Below are 16,085 nucleotides of genomic sequence, written 5' to 3'. Positions count from 1 at the left end.
CGTCGTCGGTCGGGTCAGGCTAGCGGAACGGCACCGGGCCGGATCACCCGCGCGGTGCCGCGGCGGCCCCGTCCCACCCGGCGGGCGGACGGCCGCGACGTCGGTGCGGAGCCCTAGCATGAGCCAGTGCCGACGACATTCGCCTCCGGTCCGGTCCGGGTCCGGGTTCCCGCCACCAGCGCCAACCTGGGGCCGGGCTTCGACGCCCTGGGGCTCGCCCTGGCCCTCTACGACGACGTGGCCGCCGAGGTCACGGCGGGGGGCGTCACGGTGGCCGTGACGGGGCAGGGCGCCGGGGAGCTGCCGACCGACGACCGGCACCTCGTGGTGCGCGCCATGCGGGCGACCTTCGAGGCGCTGGGCGGCCAGCCGGCGGGCCTGGCGGTGGAGTGTGTCAACCGCATCCCGCAGGCCCGGGGGCTGGGCTCCTCGTCGGCCGCGATCGTCGCCGGCGTGCTGCTCGCCCGGGCGCTGGTGACCGAAGGGGAGACCCGGCTGGACGACGCCGCCGCGCTGCGGCTCGCCGCCGGGATCGAGGGCCATCCGGACAATGTGGCGCCCTGCCTGCTCGGCGGCTTCACGCTGGCCTGGACGGAGCCGTCCGGGGCCCGGGCGGTGTCGCTGCCGGTCGCCGCCGGCGTACGGCCGACGGTCTTCGTGCCTCAGGAGCGCGGCCTGACGGCGGCGGCGCGGGCCGCCCTGCCGGCCGCCGTGCCGCACGGGGACGCGGCGCTGAACGCCGGACGCGCCGCGCTGCTGGTGCACGCGATGACCGCCGAGCCGGCGCTGCTGCTGCCGGCCACCGTCGACCGGCTGCACCAGGACTACCGCGCGGAGGGGATGCCGGGCAGCGCCGCCCTGGTCAGGGCGTTGCGTGAGGCCGGTGTGGCCGCTGTGATCAGTGGGGCCGGGCCGACCGTCCTGGCCCTGGACGGGTTGCCGGAAGGCTATGATCCGGGAACAGACTGGCAGGTCTGGCGGTTGGACCCGGACGGGCACGGAGCACGGGTTGCCCGGGGTAGACTCGGACACGCGGAGCGGGACCCTGTTGCCGCAGGTCGGAAGAGTTGATTACGCTCTAGACTTAGCACAGCCGCGAAGCATGCGATCTTCCTGCGGGTCGGCGCACCCCCGAAGCTTTCGGCGGTCAGCCCGTCACCCCTGCTTAGGCCCACGCCGCACCGCAGTCTTCACAGGTCGCCGCAGACGGCGAGACCTGCTCACCGACGTCGGTGAGTCGGGAAACCGACCGGCTGCTGTGTCACAGACTCCCGCGACGCGTCCATGCGAGGCGGGTGCACCGAGGCCGCCCGGCCACCTTGTTTCGACCCCGGGCAGTCCCGGCCTATCGAGGGAAGGAATCCATTGAGCGACACCACCGACGTGACGTCGGATGTTTCCAACGTCGCTGGCGATGCCACCACCGCCGCCGCCCCCGCCCGTCGTCGGCGCAGCGGCACCGGCCTGTCGGCGATGCTGCTGCCGGAGCTGCAGAGCCTGGCTGCGTCGCTCGGCATCTCGGGCACGGCTCGGATGCGCAAGGGCGAGCTGATCAGCGCGATCTCCGAGCGGCAGGGCGGTGCCACCGCCGGGACCCCTCGACCGCGGGCCGAGGTCGCGGCCGCCGCCGCTCCCGCCCGTGAAGAGGTCCACGCCGAGGTCCGCGAGACCACCGAGCGGCCCAAGGCCGAGCGGCGGGCCGCGGAGCAGGCCCCGGCGGAGCCGGCGCCCGTCGAGACCGAGGCTCGTCCCCGGACCCGGCGCAGCCGGGCCGCCGCCGCCGAGGCGCGGGCCGCCGAGGCCCGTCCCGCGGAGACCCGCACGGAGGAGGCCGAGGCCGGCGAGCGTGCCGACCGGGCCGAGGGCCGTGGCCGCGAGCGTGCGGAGCGCGTTGAGCGTGGCGAGCGGGCCGAGCGTGCGGAGCGTGGCGCGGAGCGTGCCGAGCGCGGCGACCGTGCCGAGCGGGCCGACCGCGCGGAGCGCGGCGAACGGGCCGAGCGTGGCGAGCGGGCCGAGCGGGGCGACCGTAACGAGCGGGCCGAGCGTGGCGAGCGGGGCGACCGCAACGAGCGCGCCGAGCGGGGCGACCGCAACGAGCGGGGCGACCGGGGCCAGCGCGCCGAGCGCGACGCCGACGGTGACGACGACGGCGAGGGCGGCGGCCGGCGCGGCCGGCGCAGCCGGTTCCGGGACCGTCGCCGCGGCCGTGGCGAGCGGGCCGAGGGCGGCGGCGAGGGCGGGCGCGAGCCGCAGGTCGGCGAGGACGACGTGCTCGTCCCGGTGGCCGGCATCATCGACGTGCTCGACAACTACGCCTTCGTGCGGACCACCGGCTACCTGGCCGGCCCGAACGACGTCTACGTCTCGATGTCCCAGATCAAGAAGTACGGTCTGCGGCGCGGTGACGCCATCACCGGTGCGGTGCGCGCTTCGCGCGACGGCGAGCAGCGGCGGGACAAGTACAACCCGCTGGTGCGGCTGGACACCATCAACGGGATGGAGCCGGACGAGGCGAAGCGTCGGCCGGAGTTCTACAAGCTCACCCCGCTCTACCCGCAGGAGCGGCTGCGGCTGGAGACCGAGCCGCACATCCTCACCACCCGGGTGATCGACCTGGTCATGCCGCTCGGCAAGGGCCAGCGCGCGCTGATCGTGTCGCCGCCGAAGGCGGGCAAGACGATGGTGCTGCAGGCCATCGCGAACGCGATCACGCACAACAACCCGGAGTGCCACCTGATGGTGGTGCTGGTGGACGAGCGCCCCGAAGAGGTCACCGACATGCAGCGGTCGGTGAAGGGTGAGGTCATCGCGGCGACGTTCGACCGTCCGCCGCAGGACCACACCACGGTGGCGGAGCTGGCGATCGAGCGGGCGAAGCGCCTGGTCGAGCTGGGCCACGACGTGGTCGTGCTGCTCGACTCGGTGACCCGGCTCGGTCGGTCGTACAACCTGGCGGCGCCGGCTAGCGGCCGGATCATGTCGGGTGGTATCGACTCCACCGCGCTCTACCCGCCGAAGCGCTTCCTGGGTGCGGCCCGCAACATCGAGAACGGCGGCTCGCTGACCATCCTCGCCACCGCGCTGGTGGAGACCGGGTCCATGGCGGACACGGTCATCTTCGAGGAGTTCAAGGGCACCGGCAACGCGGAGCTGAAGCTGGACCGGAAGATCGCCGACAAGCGCACCTTCCCGGCCATCGACATCCACCCGTCCGGCACGCGCAAGGAGGAGATCCTGCTCGCGCCGGAGGAGCTGGCCATCATCCACAAGCTCCGCAAGGTGCTGCACTCGCTGGACTCGCAGGCGGCGCTGGACCTGCTGCTCGACAAGCTCAAGCAGACCCGCACCAACATCGAGTTCCTGATGCAGATCGCCAAGTCGACGCCGGGGGAGTGACCCTCCCCGGGTGAGACCGACGAGAAGGGCACGGCCACGCGGCCGTGCCCTTCTCGCGTTCCCGGGCACCCCTTGTCGTTCGCCCGCCCGCCGTCCGTCTGCCCACGACAGTCGCATTCGGTCACCACGCCCCGTCGCGCGCGTCATCTGGCGGTGTCGAGCCTGGGCCTGGCGGCAGTGCGCGCGGTCGAGCCGCCCTCGCCGGACGGGGCGGGGAACGGCTCCGGCTGGTCGCATGGACGGGGCAGCTCGACAGCGCGTTCCACCACCCCACCGACGCCGGCGGCGCGGTTGCTGCGGACCGGGCAGCGAAGGGTGGAGTTTTCCTTCGGTTTGGTTGACAGGTATTGAAACTTCTATTCACAGTCCGGTTGACTGTGGCCCATGCGTACCCGCAGACGATCTGCCCGTCTTGCCGGCGTCCTGCTGTTGACGCCGCTGCTCACCATGGCCGGCACCGTGCCGGCGACCGCCGGTGCGCCGGATCCGGCCACCGACCCCTCCGCCACCGCGGCCGAGGACGCCCCCCGCGCCTCCTCGTACCCCGCCGACTCCGTCACGCTCTCCGGCGGCATCGAGCCGGCCGGCGGCCTGGAGACCGCCAAGACCACCCGCCCGGTCGCCCCGGGCCTCCAACTCACCTCCTTCGACCGGTACGACGCCGACGGCTGGCTCCGCGCCGACGCGCTCACGGCCGACCTCACCGGCGGCGTCACCGTCGACTACGTGAACTCCGGCGCGGTCAGCCGGGCCGAGCCGCTGCGCCGCGCGGTGGACGCCTCCCGCGCGGTCGCCGCGGTCAACGGCGACTTCTTCGACATCAACAACTCGGGCGCCGCCCAGGGCGTCGGCATCCGCGACGGCGAGCTGGTCCAGTCCGCGGTCGGCGGGCACCGCAACGCCGTCGCGATCACCACCGAGGGGCTCGGCCGGGTGATCGAGGTGAACTTCGACGGCACCGCGACGCTGCCCACCGGCCCGGTGCCGCTGACCCAGTTCAACAACATGATCCAGGCGAACGGGATCGGCGTGTTCACCGCGCTCTGGGGGTCGTACACCCGGGAACGCGCGGTCGCCGGCGCCGCCCGCGTCACGGAGGTCACGGTGGTCGACGGCCGCGTCGCCACCGTCGGCACGACGGCCGGCAGCGGGCCGATCCCGGCCGGCACCACCGTGCTGCTCGGCCGCGACGCCGGCGCGGACGCCCTCGCCGGGCTGCGCCCCGGCGACCCGGTGATGGTCGCCTGGCAGCCCAAGCCCGCCGACGGCAGCACCCTGCACGCGGCGGTCGGCGGCGGCAACGTGCTGGTCCGGGACGGCGTGGTGCAGAACATCGCCGACGCGTCGCTGGCCCCGCGCACGTCGGTCGGCTTCTCCGCCGACGGCCGGCGCATGATCCTGCTGACCGTGGACGGCCGCCAGGTCGACAGCCGCGGCGTCACCCAGACCGAGATGGGCCGGATGATGGCCGAGCTCGGCGCCCACCACGCGCTCAACCTCGACGGCGGCGGCTCGTCCACGCTGCTCGCCCGGGAGCCGGGCGCGGCGGCCGTGCAGGTGGAGAACAGCCCCTCCGACGGCACGGAGCGCGCGGTGCCCAACGGCCTGGCCCTCTACGCGCCCCAGGGCAGCGGCCGGCTCACCGGGTACTGGCTGGAGACCGCCAGCGACCCGACCAGCGCACCCGGCGTCGCGCCGGTGCGCGGCGGTCGCCCCGACCGGGTCTTCCCCGGCCTGACCCGCCGGCTCACCGCCGCCGGCCACGACGAGACGTACGGCCCGGCGGCCGGCGCGCCGGAGTGGCGGGCCAACCCGGCGGTGCACGGCAAGGTCGACGAGTCCGGTGTCTTCCGGGCCGCGACGCCGGGCCGGACCACCGTCACCGCCTGGCGGGGCGAGGCCAGCGGCACCCTCGACCTCACCGTCCTCGGCCCGCTGGCCCGGATCGACTCCACCGTGGACCGGATCGGCCTGGACGGCACCGACGGCAGCGCGCTGTTCGGCGTGGTCGGCTACGACGCGGAGGGCAACACCGCCCCGATCGAGCCCGCCGACCTGAAGCTCGACTACGACCGGGACCTTCTCAAGATCACCCCGACCGCCGACGGCAACCTCGCCGTCACCGCGCTGCGGGACACCGGCTCGGCGCTGGTCACCGTGCGCGTGGGCGGCAGCAGCACCGTGCTGCCCGTCACCGTCGGGCTCACCGACGTCCCGGTGGCCACGTTCGACGACGCGGCGGCCTGGAAGTTCAGCCAGGCCCGGGCCAGCGGTGCCGTCGCCCCGGCGCCGGGGCGCACCGGCACCGGCCTGAAGATGACGTACGACTTCAGCCAGTCCACCGGCACCCGGGCCGCGTACGCCGACCCGCCGGCCTGGATCGACGTGGCCGGCCAGCCGCAGGCGTTCGGCATGTGGATCCACGGCAACGGCACCGGGGAGTGGCCCAGCCTGCACCTGCACGACGCGCAGAACACCCAGCACGTCCTGCGCGGGCCACTGATCACCTGGAAGGGCTGGAAGTACGTCGAGTTCGCCGTGCCCGCCGGGGTGCAGTACCCGGTGCGGATCCGCCGGTTCTACGTGGCCGAGACCAACGCCGCTGCCCAGTACCGCAGCGAGGTGGTCATCGACGACCTGGTGGCAAAGGTGCCGCCGACGGTCGACGCCCCGGCCGAGGCGCCGCGCACCGACCGAGTGGTGCTCCGCGACGGCACGGTCGACGGCGCGCCCTGGCGCTTCGCGGTCATGTCCGACGCGCAGTTCGTCGCGGCGGACCCGGACAGCGACCTGGTCGCCCAGGCCCGCCGTACGCTCCGCGAGGTCAAGGCCGCGAAGCCGGACTTCCTCGTGATCAACGGCGACTTCGTGGACACCGCGTACCCGGCCGACTTCGCGCTGGCGAAGCGGGTGCTGGACGAGGAGCTCGGCGGGGAACTGCCGTACTACTACGTGCCCGGCAACCACGAGATCATGGGCGCCCCGATCGCCAACTTCCGGGCCGCGTTCGGCGACAGCGAGCGGGTCTTCGACCACAAGGGCACCCGGTTCGTCACGCTGAACTCGTCGACCGGCTCGCTGCGCGGCGGCGGCTTCGACCAGGTGCGGATGCTGCGCGAGGCGCTCGACTCGGCGGCCGGCGACCCCGCCGTCGGCTCGGTGGCGGTGCTGTACCACCACCCGCCGCGCGACCCGAGCCCCGCCAAGGCCAGCCAGCTCGGCGACCGGAAGGAGGCCGCGCTGTTGGAGCAGTGGCTGGCCGACTTCCAGCACCGCACCGGCAAGGGGGCGGTCTTCGTCGGCGGGCACGTCGGCACGTTCCACGCCGACCGGGTCGACGGGGTGCCGTACCTGATCAACGGCAACTCGGGCAAGAACCCGTCCACCCCGGCCGACCAGGGCGGATTCACCGGGTGGACCGAGTTCGGGGTGGACCCGGTGAGCGCCGCCGAGGCCGACCGGGCCCGGCGGGACCCGCTCGCCGAGGGCCCGAGCTGGGTCGCCGCCGAGTTCCACGCGCACGTCGACGGGCTCGCGTTGGCCGCCCCGGCCAGCGTCGCCGTCGGCGCCCCGGCCACGGTCACCGCCACGGTGACCCAGCCGGGCGGGCGTACGGTGCCGGTGGCGGCCCCGGTGAGTGCGGACTGGTCCGCCTCGCCGAACCTGCACGTCGGCTCGGCCGCCGGGCTGAAGCCCTGGCACGTGGCCCGCTTCGACCCGGCCACCGGCACGCTCACCGCCCTGCGCCCCGGCGCGCAGGTCACGCTGGCGGTGGACGTCAACGGCGTCCACGCCGAGGCGACCGTCACCCTGACCCCCGCCGCCTGAGGTGTAAGGAAGGGCACCTTCCTATCGCCTGGTGCATAGGAAGGTGCCCTTCCTAACGCCAATCTGAGGCCCGCACCGATAGGTGCGGGCCTCAGAAGTCGCCCTCGGCGACCTGGAAGACGGTGAGGCCGAGGGCGCGCCACATCCGTACGACCTGCTGGCGGTCGTCGAAGACGCCGACCACCCGGTAGCGGTCCCTGACCTCGTGCTCGTAGATCTCCTGCTTGACCACCGAGTCCTTGCGGTTGTCGCCGACGGCGCGCAGGTGCAGGTCGAGGTAGGGGACCCGGACGTGCCGGGCCAGCCACGCCTCGGTGGCGGGCCGGGCGGTGGCGTCGCGGCCCGAGCAGAAGACCACCCCGTACCCGGCCGCGTGCATCGCCCGGACCGCCGCGATCACCGCCGGGTTCGGCTCGTCCTCGTCAACCCGGGTCATGTCGTACGGGCTGCGCGAGACGTTCAGCGCGACCGTCCCGTCGATGTCGACCAGCACGATCTCCGGTGGCTCGGTCGACGGGGCGTGCACCGTGGCCGGCCGCCCCGTCCGGGCCTGCGGCACCGGCAGCGGCAGCGCGCGCCCCGCCAGGTAGCGCTCGTGCAGCCGGCGGATCCACGCCTCGCCGACCCGGTCGGCCTCCGGGCGGGCGGCGTCGCGGCGCAGGCACTCCGCCAGCGGCACGTCGGTGAAGTCGTGCACCTCGAACTCGGCGCCGTGCCGGGCGGCCAGGTCGGCCCAGTCCCGCAGGGTCCGCGACCGCAGGTTGGTGTCGTCGACGCAGACGTCCGCCCGGGCCCGCAGCAGCGCCTCGACCTGCGCCCGCTGCACGACGGTGACCTGCCACTCCGCCCACTGGGTGAACAGCCGCTCGCCGTGCAGCATCCGGCGCAGGTCGTCCCGGTTGACCCGGACCACGGACGGTTGCAGCGTCCGGGCGAACGTGGTCTTGCCGGAGGCGGGGAGTCCCCGGGTGGCGATCAGGCGGGCCATGGCTCCTCCGTGTCGTACGTCTCGGTGGCCGGCGGCACGTCGCCGCCGTACCCCGGTCGGGGCACGACCGGCGGGCGGCCGTGCCGGGGTGAATGCCCGGCCAGGCGGCGGGAATGCGGGAGACGAGGCGCGCGTTGTCGATGCCGGACCAGCCGTGCGGCCCGATTGCCGGGCCGGCGCCGGCCCATGGCACACTGGTCAATCGGCCACCGGTTCCGGTTCACGCCCGAGCCCGTCGCGCACGAGGCGACGGACACCGACGGCGACCCGGCGACCATCCACGAAAGGACCGAGGCGACATGAAGCCCAACATCCACCCGGAGTACGTGACCACCGAGGTCACCTGCTCCTGCGGCAACACCTTCAGCACCCGCAGCACCGCCAAGGGCGGCTCGATCCACGTCGAGACCTGCAGCGCCTGCCACCCGTTCTACACGGGCAAGCAGCGCGTCCTGGACACCGCCGGGCGGGTCGCGAAGTTCCAGCAGAAGTACGCCAAGGTTCAGGCCAAGAAGGCCAAGTAACTCCTCGTTCGGCGCCCGCGCCCGGTTTCGTGCCGGTCGCGGGCGTCGTCCGTATCCGCCCCGGTTCCGCCTCCCGTCCCGCCGTCGTCGAAGGAGCTTCCCCCGCATGAGCAGCGAGCGCCTGGCCGCCCTCCTCGACGAGTACGCCGAGCTGGAGAAGCGGCTGGCGGACCCGGCCATCCACGCCGACCAGGGCACCGCCCGCCGGGTCGGCCGTCGGTACGCCGAGCTGGTCCCGCTGCACAAGGCGGCCGGGGAGCTGGAGCAGGCCCGTGCCGACCTCGCCGCCGCCCGGGAGTTGGCCGCCGAGGACCCGTCCTTCGCCACCGAGGCGGAGTCGATCGCGGCGACCCTACCGGCGCTCGAGGAGCGGCTGGCCGAGCTGCTGATCCCGCGCGACCCGCACGACGCCAAGGACGTGATCGTCGAGATCAAGGCCGGCGAGGGCGGCGAGGAGTCCGCGCTCTTCGCCGGCGACCTGCTGCGGATGTACACCCGGTACGCCGAGCGGCGCGGCTGGCTCACCGAGGTGATCGACGCCCAGGACTCGGACCTCGGCGGGGTGAAGGACGTCTCGCTGGCGATCAAGACCAAGGGCGTGCCCGAGGGCGGCAACGGCGTCTGGTCCCGGCTCAAGTGGGAGGGCGGCGTGCACCGGGTGCAGCGCGTCCCGGTTACCGAGTCGCAGGGCCGGATCCACACCAGCGCCGCCGGCGTGCTGGTGCTGCCCGAGGCCGAGGACGTCGACGTCACCATCGACCCGAACGACCTGCGGATCGACGTGTTCCGCTCGTCGGGTCCGGGCGGCCAGTCGGTGAACACGACCGACTCGGCGGTGCGGATCACCCACGTCCCGACCGGCATCGTGGTCTCCTGCCAGAACGAGAAGTCCCAGTTGCAGAACCGGGAGCAGGCGATGCGGATCCTGCGCGCCCGGCTGCTGGCGGCGGCCCAGGAGCAGGCCGACGCGGCCGCCTCGGACGCCCGCAAGGCACAGGTGCGTACCGTGGACCGCTCGGAGCGGATCCGCACCTACAACTTCCCGCAGAACCGGATCACCGACCACCGGATCGGCTACACCGCGTACAACCTGGACCTGTCCCTCGCCGGGGACCTGGACGGCGTCCTCGACGCCCTGGCGGAGGCCGACCGCGCCGCCCGCCTGGCCGGCGACACGGAGCTGACCCGCCGCTGACCCGCCGGCCGGCCGATGAGAAGGCGGGGGTCAGGAGGCGCGGGGGCGGGTCTTCGCGCGGAGCATCTCGCGGTCGGCCGCCTCGAAGGCGGCGCTGAGGGCGTCGCGCAGGCCGGGGCCGGTGGCGCCCACCTCCGCGAAGCCGACGCTGACCCCGACCGGCGTGCCGGGCACCAGCGACTCCCAGTCCTCCGCCCGCACCGCGGCGTCGATCCGGCGGCCCACCTCGGCCGCCTCGGCCATCCCGGCGTGGGGGAGCACCACCACGAACTCGTCGCCCCCGTAGCGGGCCACGAAGTCGCCCCGGCGCATCACCCGGTTGATCACCCCGGCGACGCGCTGGAGCACCAGGTCGCCGGAGTGGTGCCCGTGCCGGGTGTTGACCGCCTTGAAGCCGTCCAGGTCGCAGACGCCGATCACCACCCGGTCGCCGCCGGCGACCACCGTGGCGATGTAGCGCTCCAGCCGGCGCCGGTTGGGCAGCCCGGTCAGCGGGTCGGTCAGCGCCTCGCCCTCGAAGCGGGCCGCCTCGCGGCGCATCTCCTCGTGGTCGATGCGGGCGGCGATGCCGTCGATGTAGACGTCCCGGAGCCGGTCGTTGCGCTGGGCGGCCAGCCGGAACGCCAGCCGGTCGGCCCGGTGGGCCGCCGCGTGGTCGCCGGAGCGGGCCAGGGCGATGCTGCGCAGCCGCGCCGGCTCGGCCGCGCCCAACGTCTCGCTGGAGACCTGGACGGTGTCCAGCCGGGTGACCGCCTCGATCGGCCGGCCCTCGGCGACGGCGAGGCAGACCTGGCCGAGCTGGCGCATGTCCCGGGCCCGGGCGCTGTCCCCGCCGTGGCCGAGCAGCCGCGCCGGGGCGGCGTCCGTGCCGACCTCCAGCCGGTCGCCCAGGGCCCCCCGCCGGGCGGCGGCGTAGCCGTACGCGGCCAGGCTGCTCGGGCGCAGCCTCCCGGCCCGGCCGCTGCGCAGGAACCGGTCCAGGTCGGCGGCGACGTCCCGCAGCACCCGCAGGCAGCCGTCGCTGTCGCCGTTGTGGTCCAGCGCCACCGCGTTGCGCAGCCGGATGCCGGGCGCGGCGAACGTCTCCGGCGGGATCCCGGCGGCCGTCCCGAGCTGCCGGGCCCGCTCGATGGCGCCGAGGGCGTAGCCGTGGAAGCTGAGGTAGGAGTAGGCCATCGCGAGGTCGTGCCAGCCCCACGCGGTGTCCCGGTCGGGATCCGGCACCGCGCCCAGCGCCCGGGCGGCCTTGACCAGGTGCGTGACGCAGCGGTCCAGCGCGCCCTGGTGGTGCGCGGCGAGCGCGGCCAGCGCGTTGAGGTGCCCGTGCAGGTAGGGCTCGGCGAGGTCGCGGACCGCGGTGGAGGCCTCCTCGACCGCCCGCGTGTATTCGGCCGTCCGGCCCAGGTTGATCACCGCCGAGAGGCGCTGCACCAGGGCGTCGGCCCGCGCGTACGGGTCGGTGGTGGTGCCGATGACGCGGTCGAGGATCGCGTACGCCTCGGCGGAACGGCTGGACTCCTGCAACGCCCGCGACCGCGTGAGGGCGTCAACCTGGTCGGTGACCCGGTCGAGCCAACCCACCCGCGACCTCCTGTCGGTGTGCGCCCGGACGCATCCGCTCGTGATGTCCGGCGCGACGCCTCATGATTATCTCGTGACGACCGCGCCGCAACAGCCGTCCGAAGGGACGAGACGACAACGCCCTTCCGTGGCGGTGTCCCGGGCGGCCCGGGCGCTGGCCGAGGCCGGCGTCGAGGCGGCCCGCGCCGAGGCGGAGCAGTTGGCCGCGTACGTGCTGGGGGTGCCCCGGGGGCGGCTCGCGCTGGCCGACGACCTCACCGCCGACCAGCTCGACCGGTTCGACGGGCTGGTCGCCCGGCGGGCCGACCGGGAGCCGTTGCAGCACCTCACCGGCGTCGCCGGCTTCCGGCACCTGGAGTTGGCCGTCGGGCCGGGTGTCTTCGTGCCGCGGCCCGAGACCGAGCTGCTCGCCGGCTGGGGGATCGCGCGGGCCGGGCGCCTGGCCGCCCCGGTGGTGGTGGACCTGTGCAGCGGCTCCGGCGCGATCGCCCTGTCGGTCGCCCAGGAGGTGCCGGCCGCCCGGGTGGTGGCGGTGGAACGCTCGGCCGACGCGCTGCCCTGGCTGCGGCGGAACGCGGCGACCCGGGCGGCGGCGGGGGACCGGCCGATCGAGGTGGTGGCGGCGGACGTCACCGCCCCGGACCTGCTGGCCGACCTCGTCGGCCGGGTCGACGTGCTGCTCTGCAACCCGCCGTACGTGCCCTCCGACGTGCCGGTGCCGCCGGAGGTGGGCCGGCACGATCCGGCCAGCGCGGTCTTCGGCGGGGCGGACGGCCTGGCGGTGATCCGCCCGGTGGTCGCGCGGGCGGCGGCCCTGCTGCGCCCCGGCGGGGCGCTCGGCGTCGAGCACGACGACACGCACGGCACGGCGGTGCCCGACCTGCTGGCGGCGGACGGTCGGTTCGAGGCGGTGGCCGACCACCCGGACCTGGTCGGGCGGCCCCGCTTCGCCACCGCGTCCCGCCGGGCGGACGGCCCGCACGCCGCCGTCCACCCGGCGTGGCAGACTGACTCCTCGTGATGCTCTACGACTGCCGGTCGCCCGCCGACCGGGACCGCGGCATCGCTGCGGCCATCGAGGCGGTCAAGAACGGCGAACTCGTCGTCCTGCCGACGGACACGGTCTACGGGATCGGCGCGGACGCGTTCACCCCGTACGCGGTCAAGGCCCTGCTGGACGCCAAGGGCGGCCGGCACGTGCCGCCGCCGGTGCTGATCGGCTCCCGGCACACCCTCGACGGCCTGGTCTACTCGCTGCCCCAGGCCGCGCGGGACCTGGTGGAGGCGTTCTGGCCCGGCGCGCTGACCATCGTCGTCGAGCACTCACCGAGCCTGCGCTGGGACCTCGGCGACACGTCCGGGACGGTGGCGGTGCGGATGCCGCTGCACCCGGTGGCGCTGGAGGTGCTGCGCGAGACCGGCCCGATGGCGGTCGCCTCGGCCAACAAGACCGGCCAGCCGGCCGCGCTCACCGCCGAGCAGGCCCGCGACCAGCTCGCCTACTCGGTGCGGGCGTACCTGGAGGCGGGGCCCTGCCCGGACCCGGTGCCGAGCACCATCGTCGACCTCACCGGCGAGGTGCCGCAGGTCCTCCGCCAGGGCGCCGTCCCGCTGGAGAAGCTGCGTGACGTGGTGCCGGCCATCCTCGTCGGCCAGGGGGTCTGAGTGCCGCCGTTCACCGTGTTGCACGTCTGCATGGGCAACATCTGCCGGTCCCCGATGGCCGAGCGGCTGCTGGCCCTCGCCGTCCGGGAGCGGCTGGCCCGGCGGGAGGCCGACCCGGGCCGCGCCGACGAGCTGGTGCACAGCCACAGCGCGGGCACCGGCGGCTGGCACGCCGGTGAGGAGATGAACCCGCCGGCCGCCCGCCAGGTCACCACCCGGGGCGGCAGCACCGACGGCTTCGCCGCCCGCAAGCTCCGCTCGGACCACATCGACGCCGCCGACCTCGTGCTCACCGCCACCGCAGACCAGCAGGAGTACGTGGTGGCGCTGCGTCCCGACGCCGCGGCGCGCACCTTCGTGCTGGGCGAGTTCGGCCGGCTGCTCGCCGCGGTGGACGCGGCCGGGCTGCCCCCGGCCGAGGCCACCCCGGAGGGGGTGTACGCGCGCGGCGTGGCGCTGGTGGCGGCCGCCCACGCCGCCCGGGAGGGCACCACCGCCCTGCCCACCGACGATCTCGACGACCCGTGGGGGCGCGGCGACCAGTGCTTCAGCCGGGTGGCCGACGAGATCGAGGAGACCGTCCACCCCCTCGCCGCCGCGCTCCTGCCGTAACCGCCCGCCGCGCTCCGGGCAGGCTCCCGCCGTGGCCGTCCACCCGCGCCGCCGGACTCGTGCCGTAATTCGCCGGAGTTACCCTCGCGCGTGAGTTTTCTGCGGGTTTGGGGGAAAGGGGCGGTGGAGAGGGCCTTTCAGGTCATTCTGGGTGGGTCCTGACCGGCTCCTGCGGGGAGAGCTGATGACCCGGGCACACCTCGAAAGACTGTTCACCGTGCTGCTCGCCGGCGTGCTCGCCGGCGTGGCGCTCGCGGCGGCGGCCCTACCGACCGCGCTGGTGTTCGGCATCGGGTTCTCGGCGCTCGCCGCGCCGTACTCGGAGCTGCCCAACACGTTGCGCACGCCGCCGACGGCCCAGCGGTCGAACCTCTACGCCAACGACGGCACCACCCTGATCACCTCCTTCTACCAGGAGGACCGGGTGGACGTGCCGCTGGCCGAGGTCGCGCCGGTGATGCGGCAGGCGATCGTCGCCGCCGAGGACGTCCGGTTCCACGAGCACAGCGGGGTCGACCTGCGCGGCGCGGTGCGGGCCTTCACGGTCAACCAGGGCAGCGGGGAGACCCGGCAGGGCGCGTCCACGCTGACCATGCAGTACGTCCGCAACGTGCTCAGCAACGACCCCCGGCTCAGCGAGCGGCAGCGCGCCGCCGCCACCGAACTCACCACCGCCCGCAAGATCCAGGAGATGCGGTACGCGCTGGCCCTGGAGCGGGAGCTGACCAAGGACGAGATCCTCGCCCGCTACCTCAACATCGCCTACTTCGGGGCCGGGGCGTACGGGGTGGCCGCCGCGAGCAAGCGCTACTTCTCCAAGGCGCCGGCGGATCTCACCCTGGCCGAGGCAGCGCTGCTGGCCGGGCTGGTCCGCTCCCCGCACACCGACGACCCGATCAACGGCGACGCGGACGCGGCGCTCGCCCGCCGGGCGTACGTGCTGGACCGGCTGGTCGAGTCGGGGCAGGTCCCGGCCGCGGCGGCGGACCTGGCCCGGGCCGAGCAGTTGCACCTGCGCCCCAGCCAGACCCCGAACGACTGCACGGCGGTGCCGGAGGAGCACGCCGACTGGGGCTTCTTCTGCGACTGGTTCACCCGCTGGTGGAACGCCCAGCAGGCGTTCGGCGCGACGGTCGACGAGCGGCAGCTCACGCTGCGTCGGGGCGGCTTCTCCATCGTCTCCTCGCTGGACCCGGCCGTGCAGCGCGCCGCCACCGAGCAGGTCCGCCGGATCTACTCCCTGGACGACCGCCGGGCGGCGCCGACGGCGGTGGTCCAGCCCGGCACGGGCCGGGTGCTCGCCATGGCGGTGAACCGGAACTACAGCGTGGCCGGCAACCCGGCCGGGCAGAAGAACCACCCGAACACGGTCAACCAGTTGGTCGCCGGGGGCGGGGCGATCGACGGCTACCAGGCCGGCTCGACGTTCAAGATCTTCACCATGCTGGCCGCGCTGGAGTCCGGGCTGCCGCTGGACACGGAGTTCGACGCGCCGGAGCGGATCGTGACCGAGTTCCGGGCGACCGGGGCGGCTAGCTGCGACGGGTACTGGTGCCCCCAGAACGCCAACAGCGACATGGACGGCGAACACACCATGTGGACGGCGTTCGGCAACTCGGTCAACACCTACTTCGCCTGGCTGGCCGAGCGGGTCGGCGCGGACCGGGTGGTGGAGATGGCCGAGCGGCTCGGGATCGTGTTCCGGGCCGAGGACGACGCGCGGCTGGCCCGCCACGGGGCGCGCGAGTGGGGGCCGTTCACCCTCGGCGTCTCCGCCACCACCCCGCTCGACCTCGCCGGCGCGTACGCGGCGGTGGCGGCCGAGGGGACGTGGTGCGCGCCGCTGCCCGTCGTCTCGGTGACCGACGCGGCGGGCCGGCCGGTGGCCGCCGCGCGGCCGGACTGCCGGCAGGCGGTCGACACGGACGTGGCCCGGGCGGCGGCCGACGCCGCCCGCTGCCCGGTCGGCGACCAGTCGATGTACCGGGAGTGCGACCGCGGCACCGCCGAGGGGCTGCGCCGGCAAGTCGGCCGCCCGGTGGCCGGCAAGACCGGCAGCTCGGACGGGTACGCGACCGAGACCGTGGTCGCCTTCACCCCGCAACTGGTGGTCGCCTCGATCGCCACCAACCCCGACGACCCGCGCGACGCGGTCGGCCAGCGGGTGCAGGGGCAGCTGGTCGAGGCGGTGGGCGAGGTGCTCTCCTTCGCCCTGCGCGACCAGCCGGTCCGGGACTTCGTGCCGCCCAGCGAGGCGACCGCCTTCCGGCACACCGGCGCCCGCACGGGCAACTGA

At 74.7% G+C, this 16,085-nt stretch carries 11 protein-coding genes; 9 read left to right on the top strand and 2 right to left on the bottom strand.

The genetic code is table 11. The features are described from left to right. Positions 1-126 precede the first annotated feature (126 nt). The 3 genes from thrB (at position 127) to ACGF5G_RS10270 (ending at position 7,224) form a co-directional block, all read left to right on the top strand. Entirely contained in the window at positions 127-1,071 is a 945-nt protein-coding gene (thrB, locus tag ACGF5G_RS10280) for a homoserine kinase (RefSeq protein WP_393261051.1), read from the top strand. A gap of 294 nt (positions 1,072-1,365) precedes the next feature. Further along, positions 1,366-3,396 (top strand): transcription termination factor Rho, encoded by a 2,031-nt coding sequence (gene rho / locus ACGF5G_RS10275; RefSeq protein WP_393261048.1) that lies wholly within the window; start codon positions 1,366-1,368, stop codon positions 3,394-3,396. Positions 3,397-3,780: 384 nt separating this feature from the next. Next, positions 3,781-7,224, top strand: coding sequence for a phosphodiester glycosidase family protein (locus ACGF5G_RS10270; protein ID WP_393261045.1), 3,444 nt, complete (start codon positions 3,781-3,783; stop codon positions 7,222-7,224). Between the two features lie 91 nt (positions 7,225-7,315). On the opposite strand, the gene ACGF5G_RS10265 is transcribed toward ACGF5G_RS10270, so the two are convergent. Continuing rightward, positions 7,316-8,212, bottom strand: coding sequence for an AAA family ATPase (locus tag ACGF5G_RS10265; RefSeq protein ID WP_393261043.1), 897 nt, complete (start codon positions 8,210-8,212; stop codon positions 7,316-7,318). A 299-nt stretch (positions 8,213-8,511) separates the two neighbouring features. Here ACGF5G_RS10265 and rpmE point away from each other — a divergent pair, with 299 nt between their 5' ends. Both rpmE and prfA read left to right on the top strand, forming a co-directional pair. After that, positions 8,512-8,736, top strand: coding sequence for a 50S ribosomal protein L31 (rpmE, locus tag ACGF5G_RS10260; RefSeq protein WP_350686436.1), 225 nt, complete (start codon positions 8,512-8,514; stop codon positions 8,734-8,736). Positions 8,737-8,842: 106 nt separating this feature from the next. After that, positions 8,843-9,931, top strand: coding sequence for a peptide chain release factor 1 (gene prfA, locus ACGF5G_RS10255; protein ID WP_393261041.1), 1,089 nt, complete (start codon positions 8,843-8,845; stop codon positions 9,929-9,931). Positions 9,932-9,961: 30 nt separating this feature from the next. On the opposite strand, the gene ACGF5G_RS10250 is transcribed toward prfA, so the two are convergent. Then, positions 9,962-11,512: a GGDEF domain-containing protein gene (locus ACGF5G_RS10250; protein ID WP_393261039.1), complete on the bottom strand. Its 1,551-nt coding sequence runs from the start codon at positions 11,510-11,512 to the stop codon at positions 9,962-9,964. Between the two features lie 43 nt (positions 11,513-11,555). Here ACGF5G_RS10250 and prmC point away from each other — a divergent pair, with 43 nt between their 5' ends. The 4 genes from prmC to ACGF5G_RS10230 all read left to right on the top strand — a co-directional run bounded on the left by prmC (position 11,556) and on the right by ACGF5G_RS10230 (position 16,085). Further along, on the top strand, positions 11,556-12,533 hold the full coding sequence (prmC, locus tag ACGF5G_RS10245; protein ID WP_393261037.1) for a peptide chain release factor N(5)-glutamine methyltransferase: 978 nt from the start codon (positions 11,556-11,558) through the stop codon (positions 12,531-12,533). Next, positions 12,533-13,177, top strand: coding sequence for an L-threonylcarbamoyladenylate synthase (locus ACGF5G_RS10240; protein WP_393261659.1), 645 nt, complete (start codon positions 12,533-12,535; stop codon positions 13,175-13,177). Before prmC ends, ACGF5G_RS10240 begins: the two co-directional genes overlap by 1 nt. Then, the gene (locus ACGF5G_RS10235; RefSeq protein ID WP_393261036.1) at positions 13,178-13,789 is read left to right on the top strand and encodes a phosphotyrosine protein phosphatase; all 612 of its coding nucleotides are present in this window, start codon (positions 13,178-13,180) and stop codon (positions 13,787-13,789) included. A gap of 184 nt (positions 13,790-13,973) precedes the next feature. Then, positions 13,974-16,085 carry a transglycosylase domain-containing protein gene (locus tag ACGF5G_RS10230; protein WP_393261033.1) on the top strand — a complete coding sequence of 704 codons (2,112 nt, stop codon included), beginning with the start codon at positions 13,974-13,976 and terminating at the stop codon, positions 16,083-16,085.

Source organism: Micromonospora sp. NPDC047730 (assembly GCF_043204765.1).
Taxonomy (GTDB): domain Bacteria; phylum Actinomycetota; class Actinomycetes; order Mycobacteriales; family Micromonosporaceae; genus Micromonospora.
This window is presented reverse-complemented; position numbering and strand designations above follow the sequence as displayed.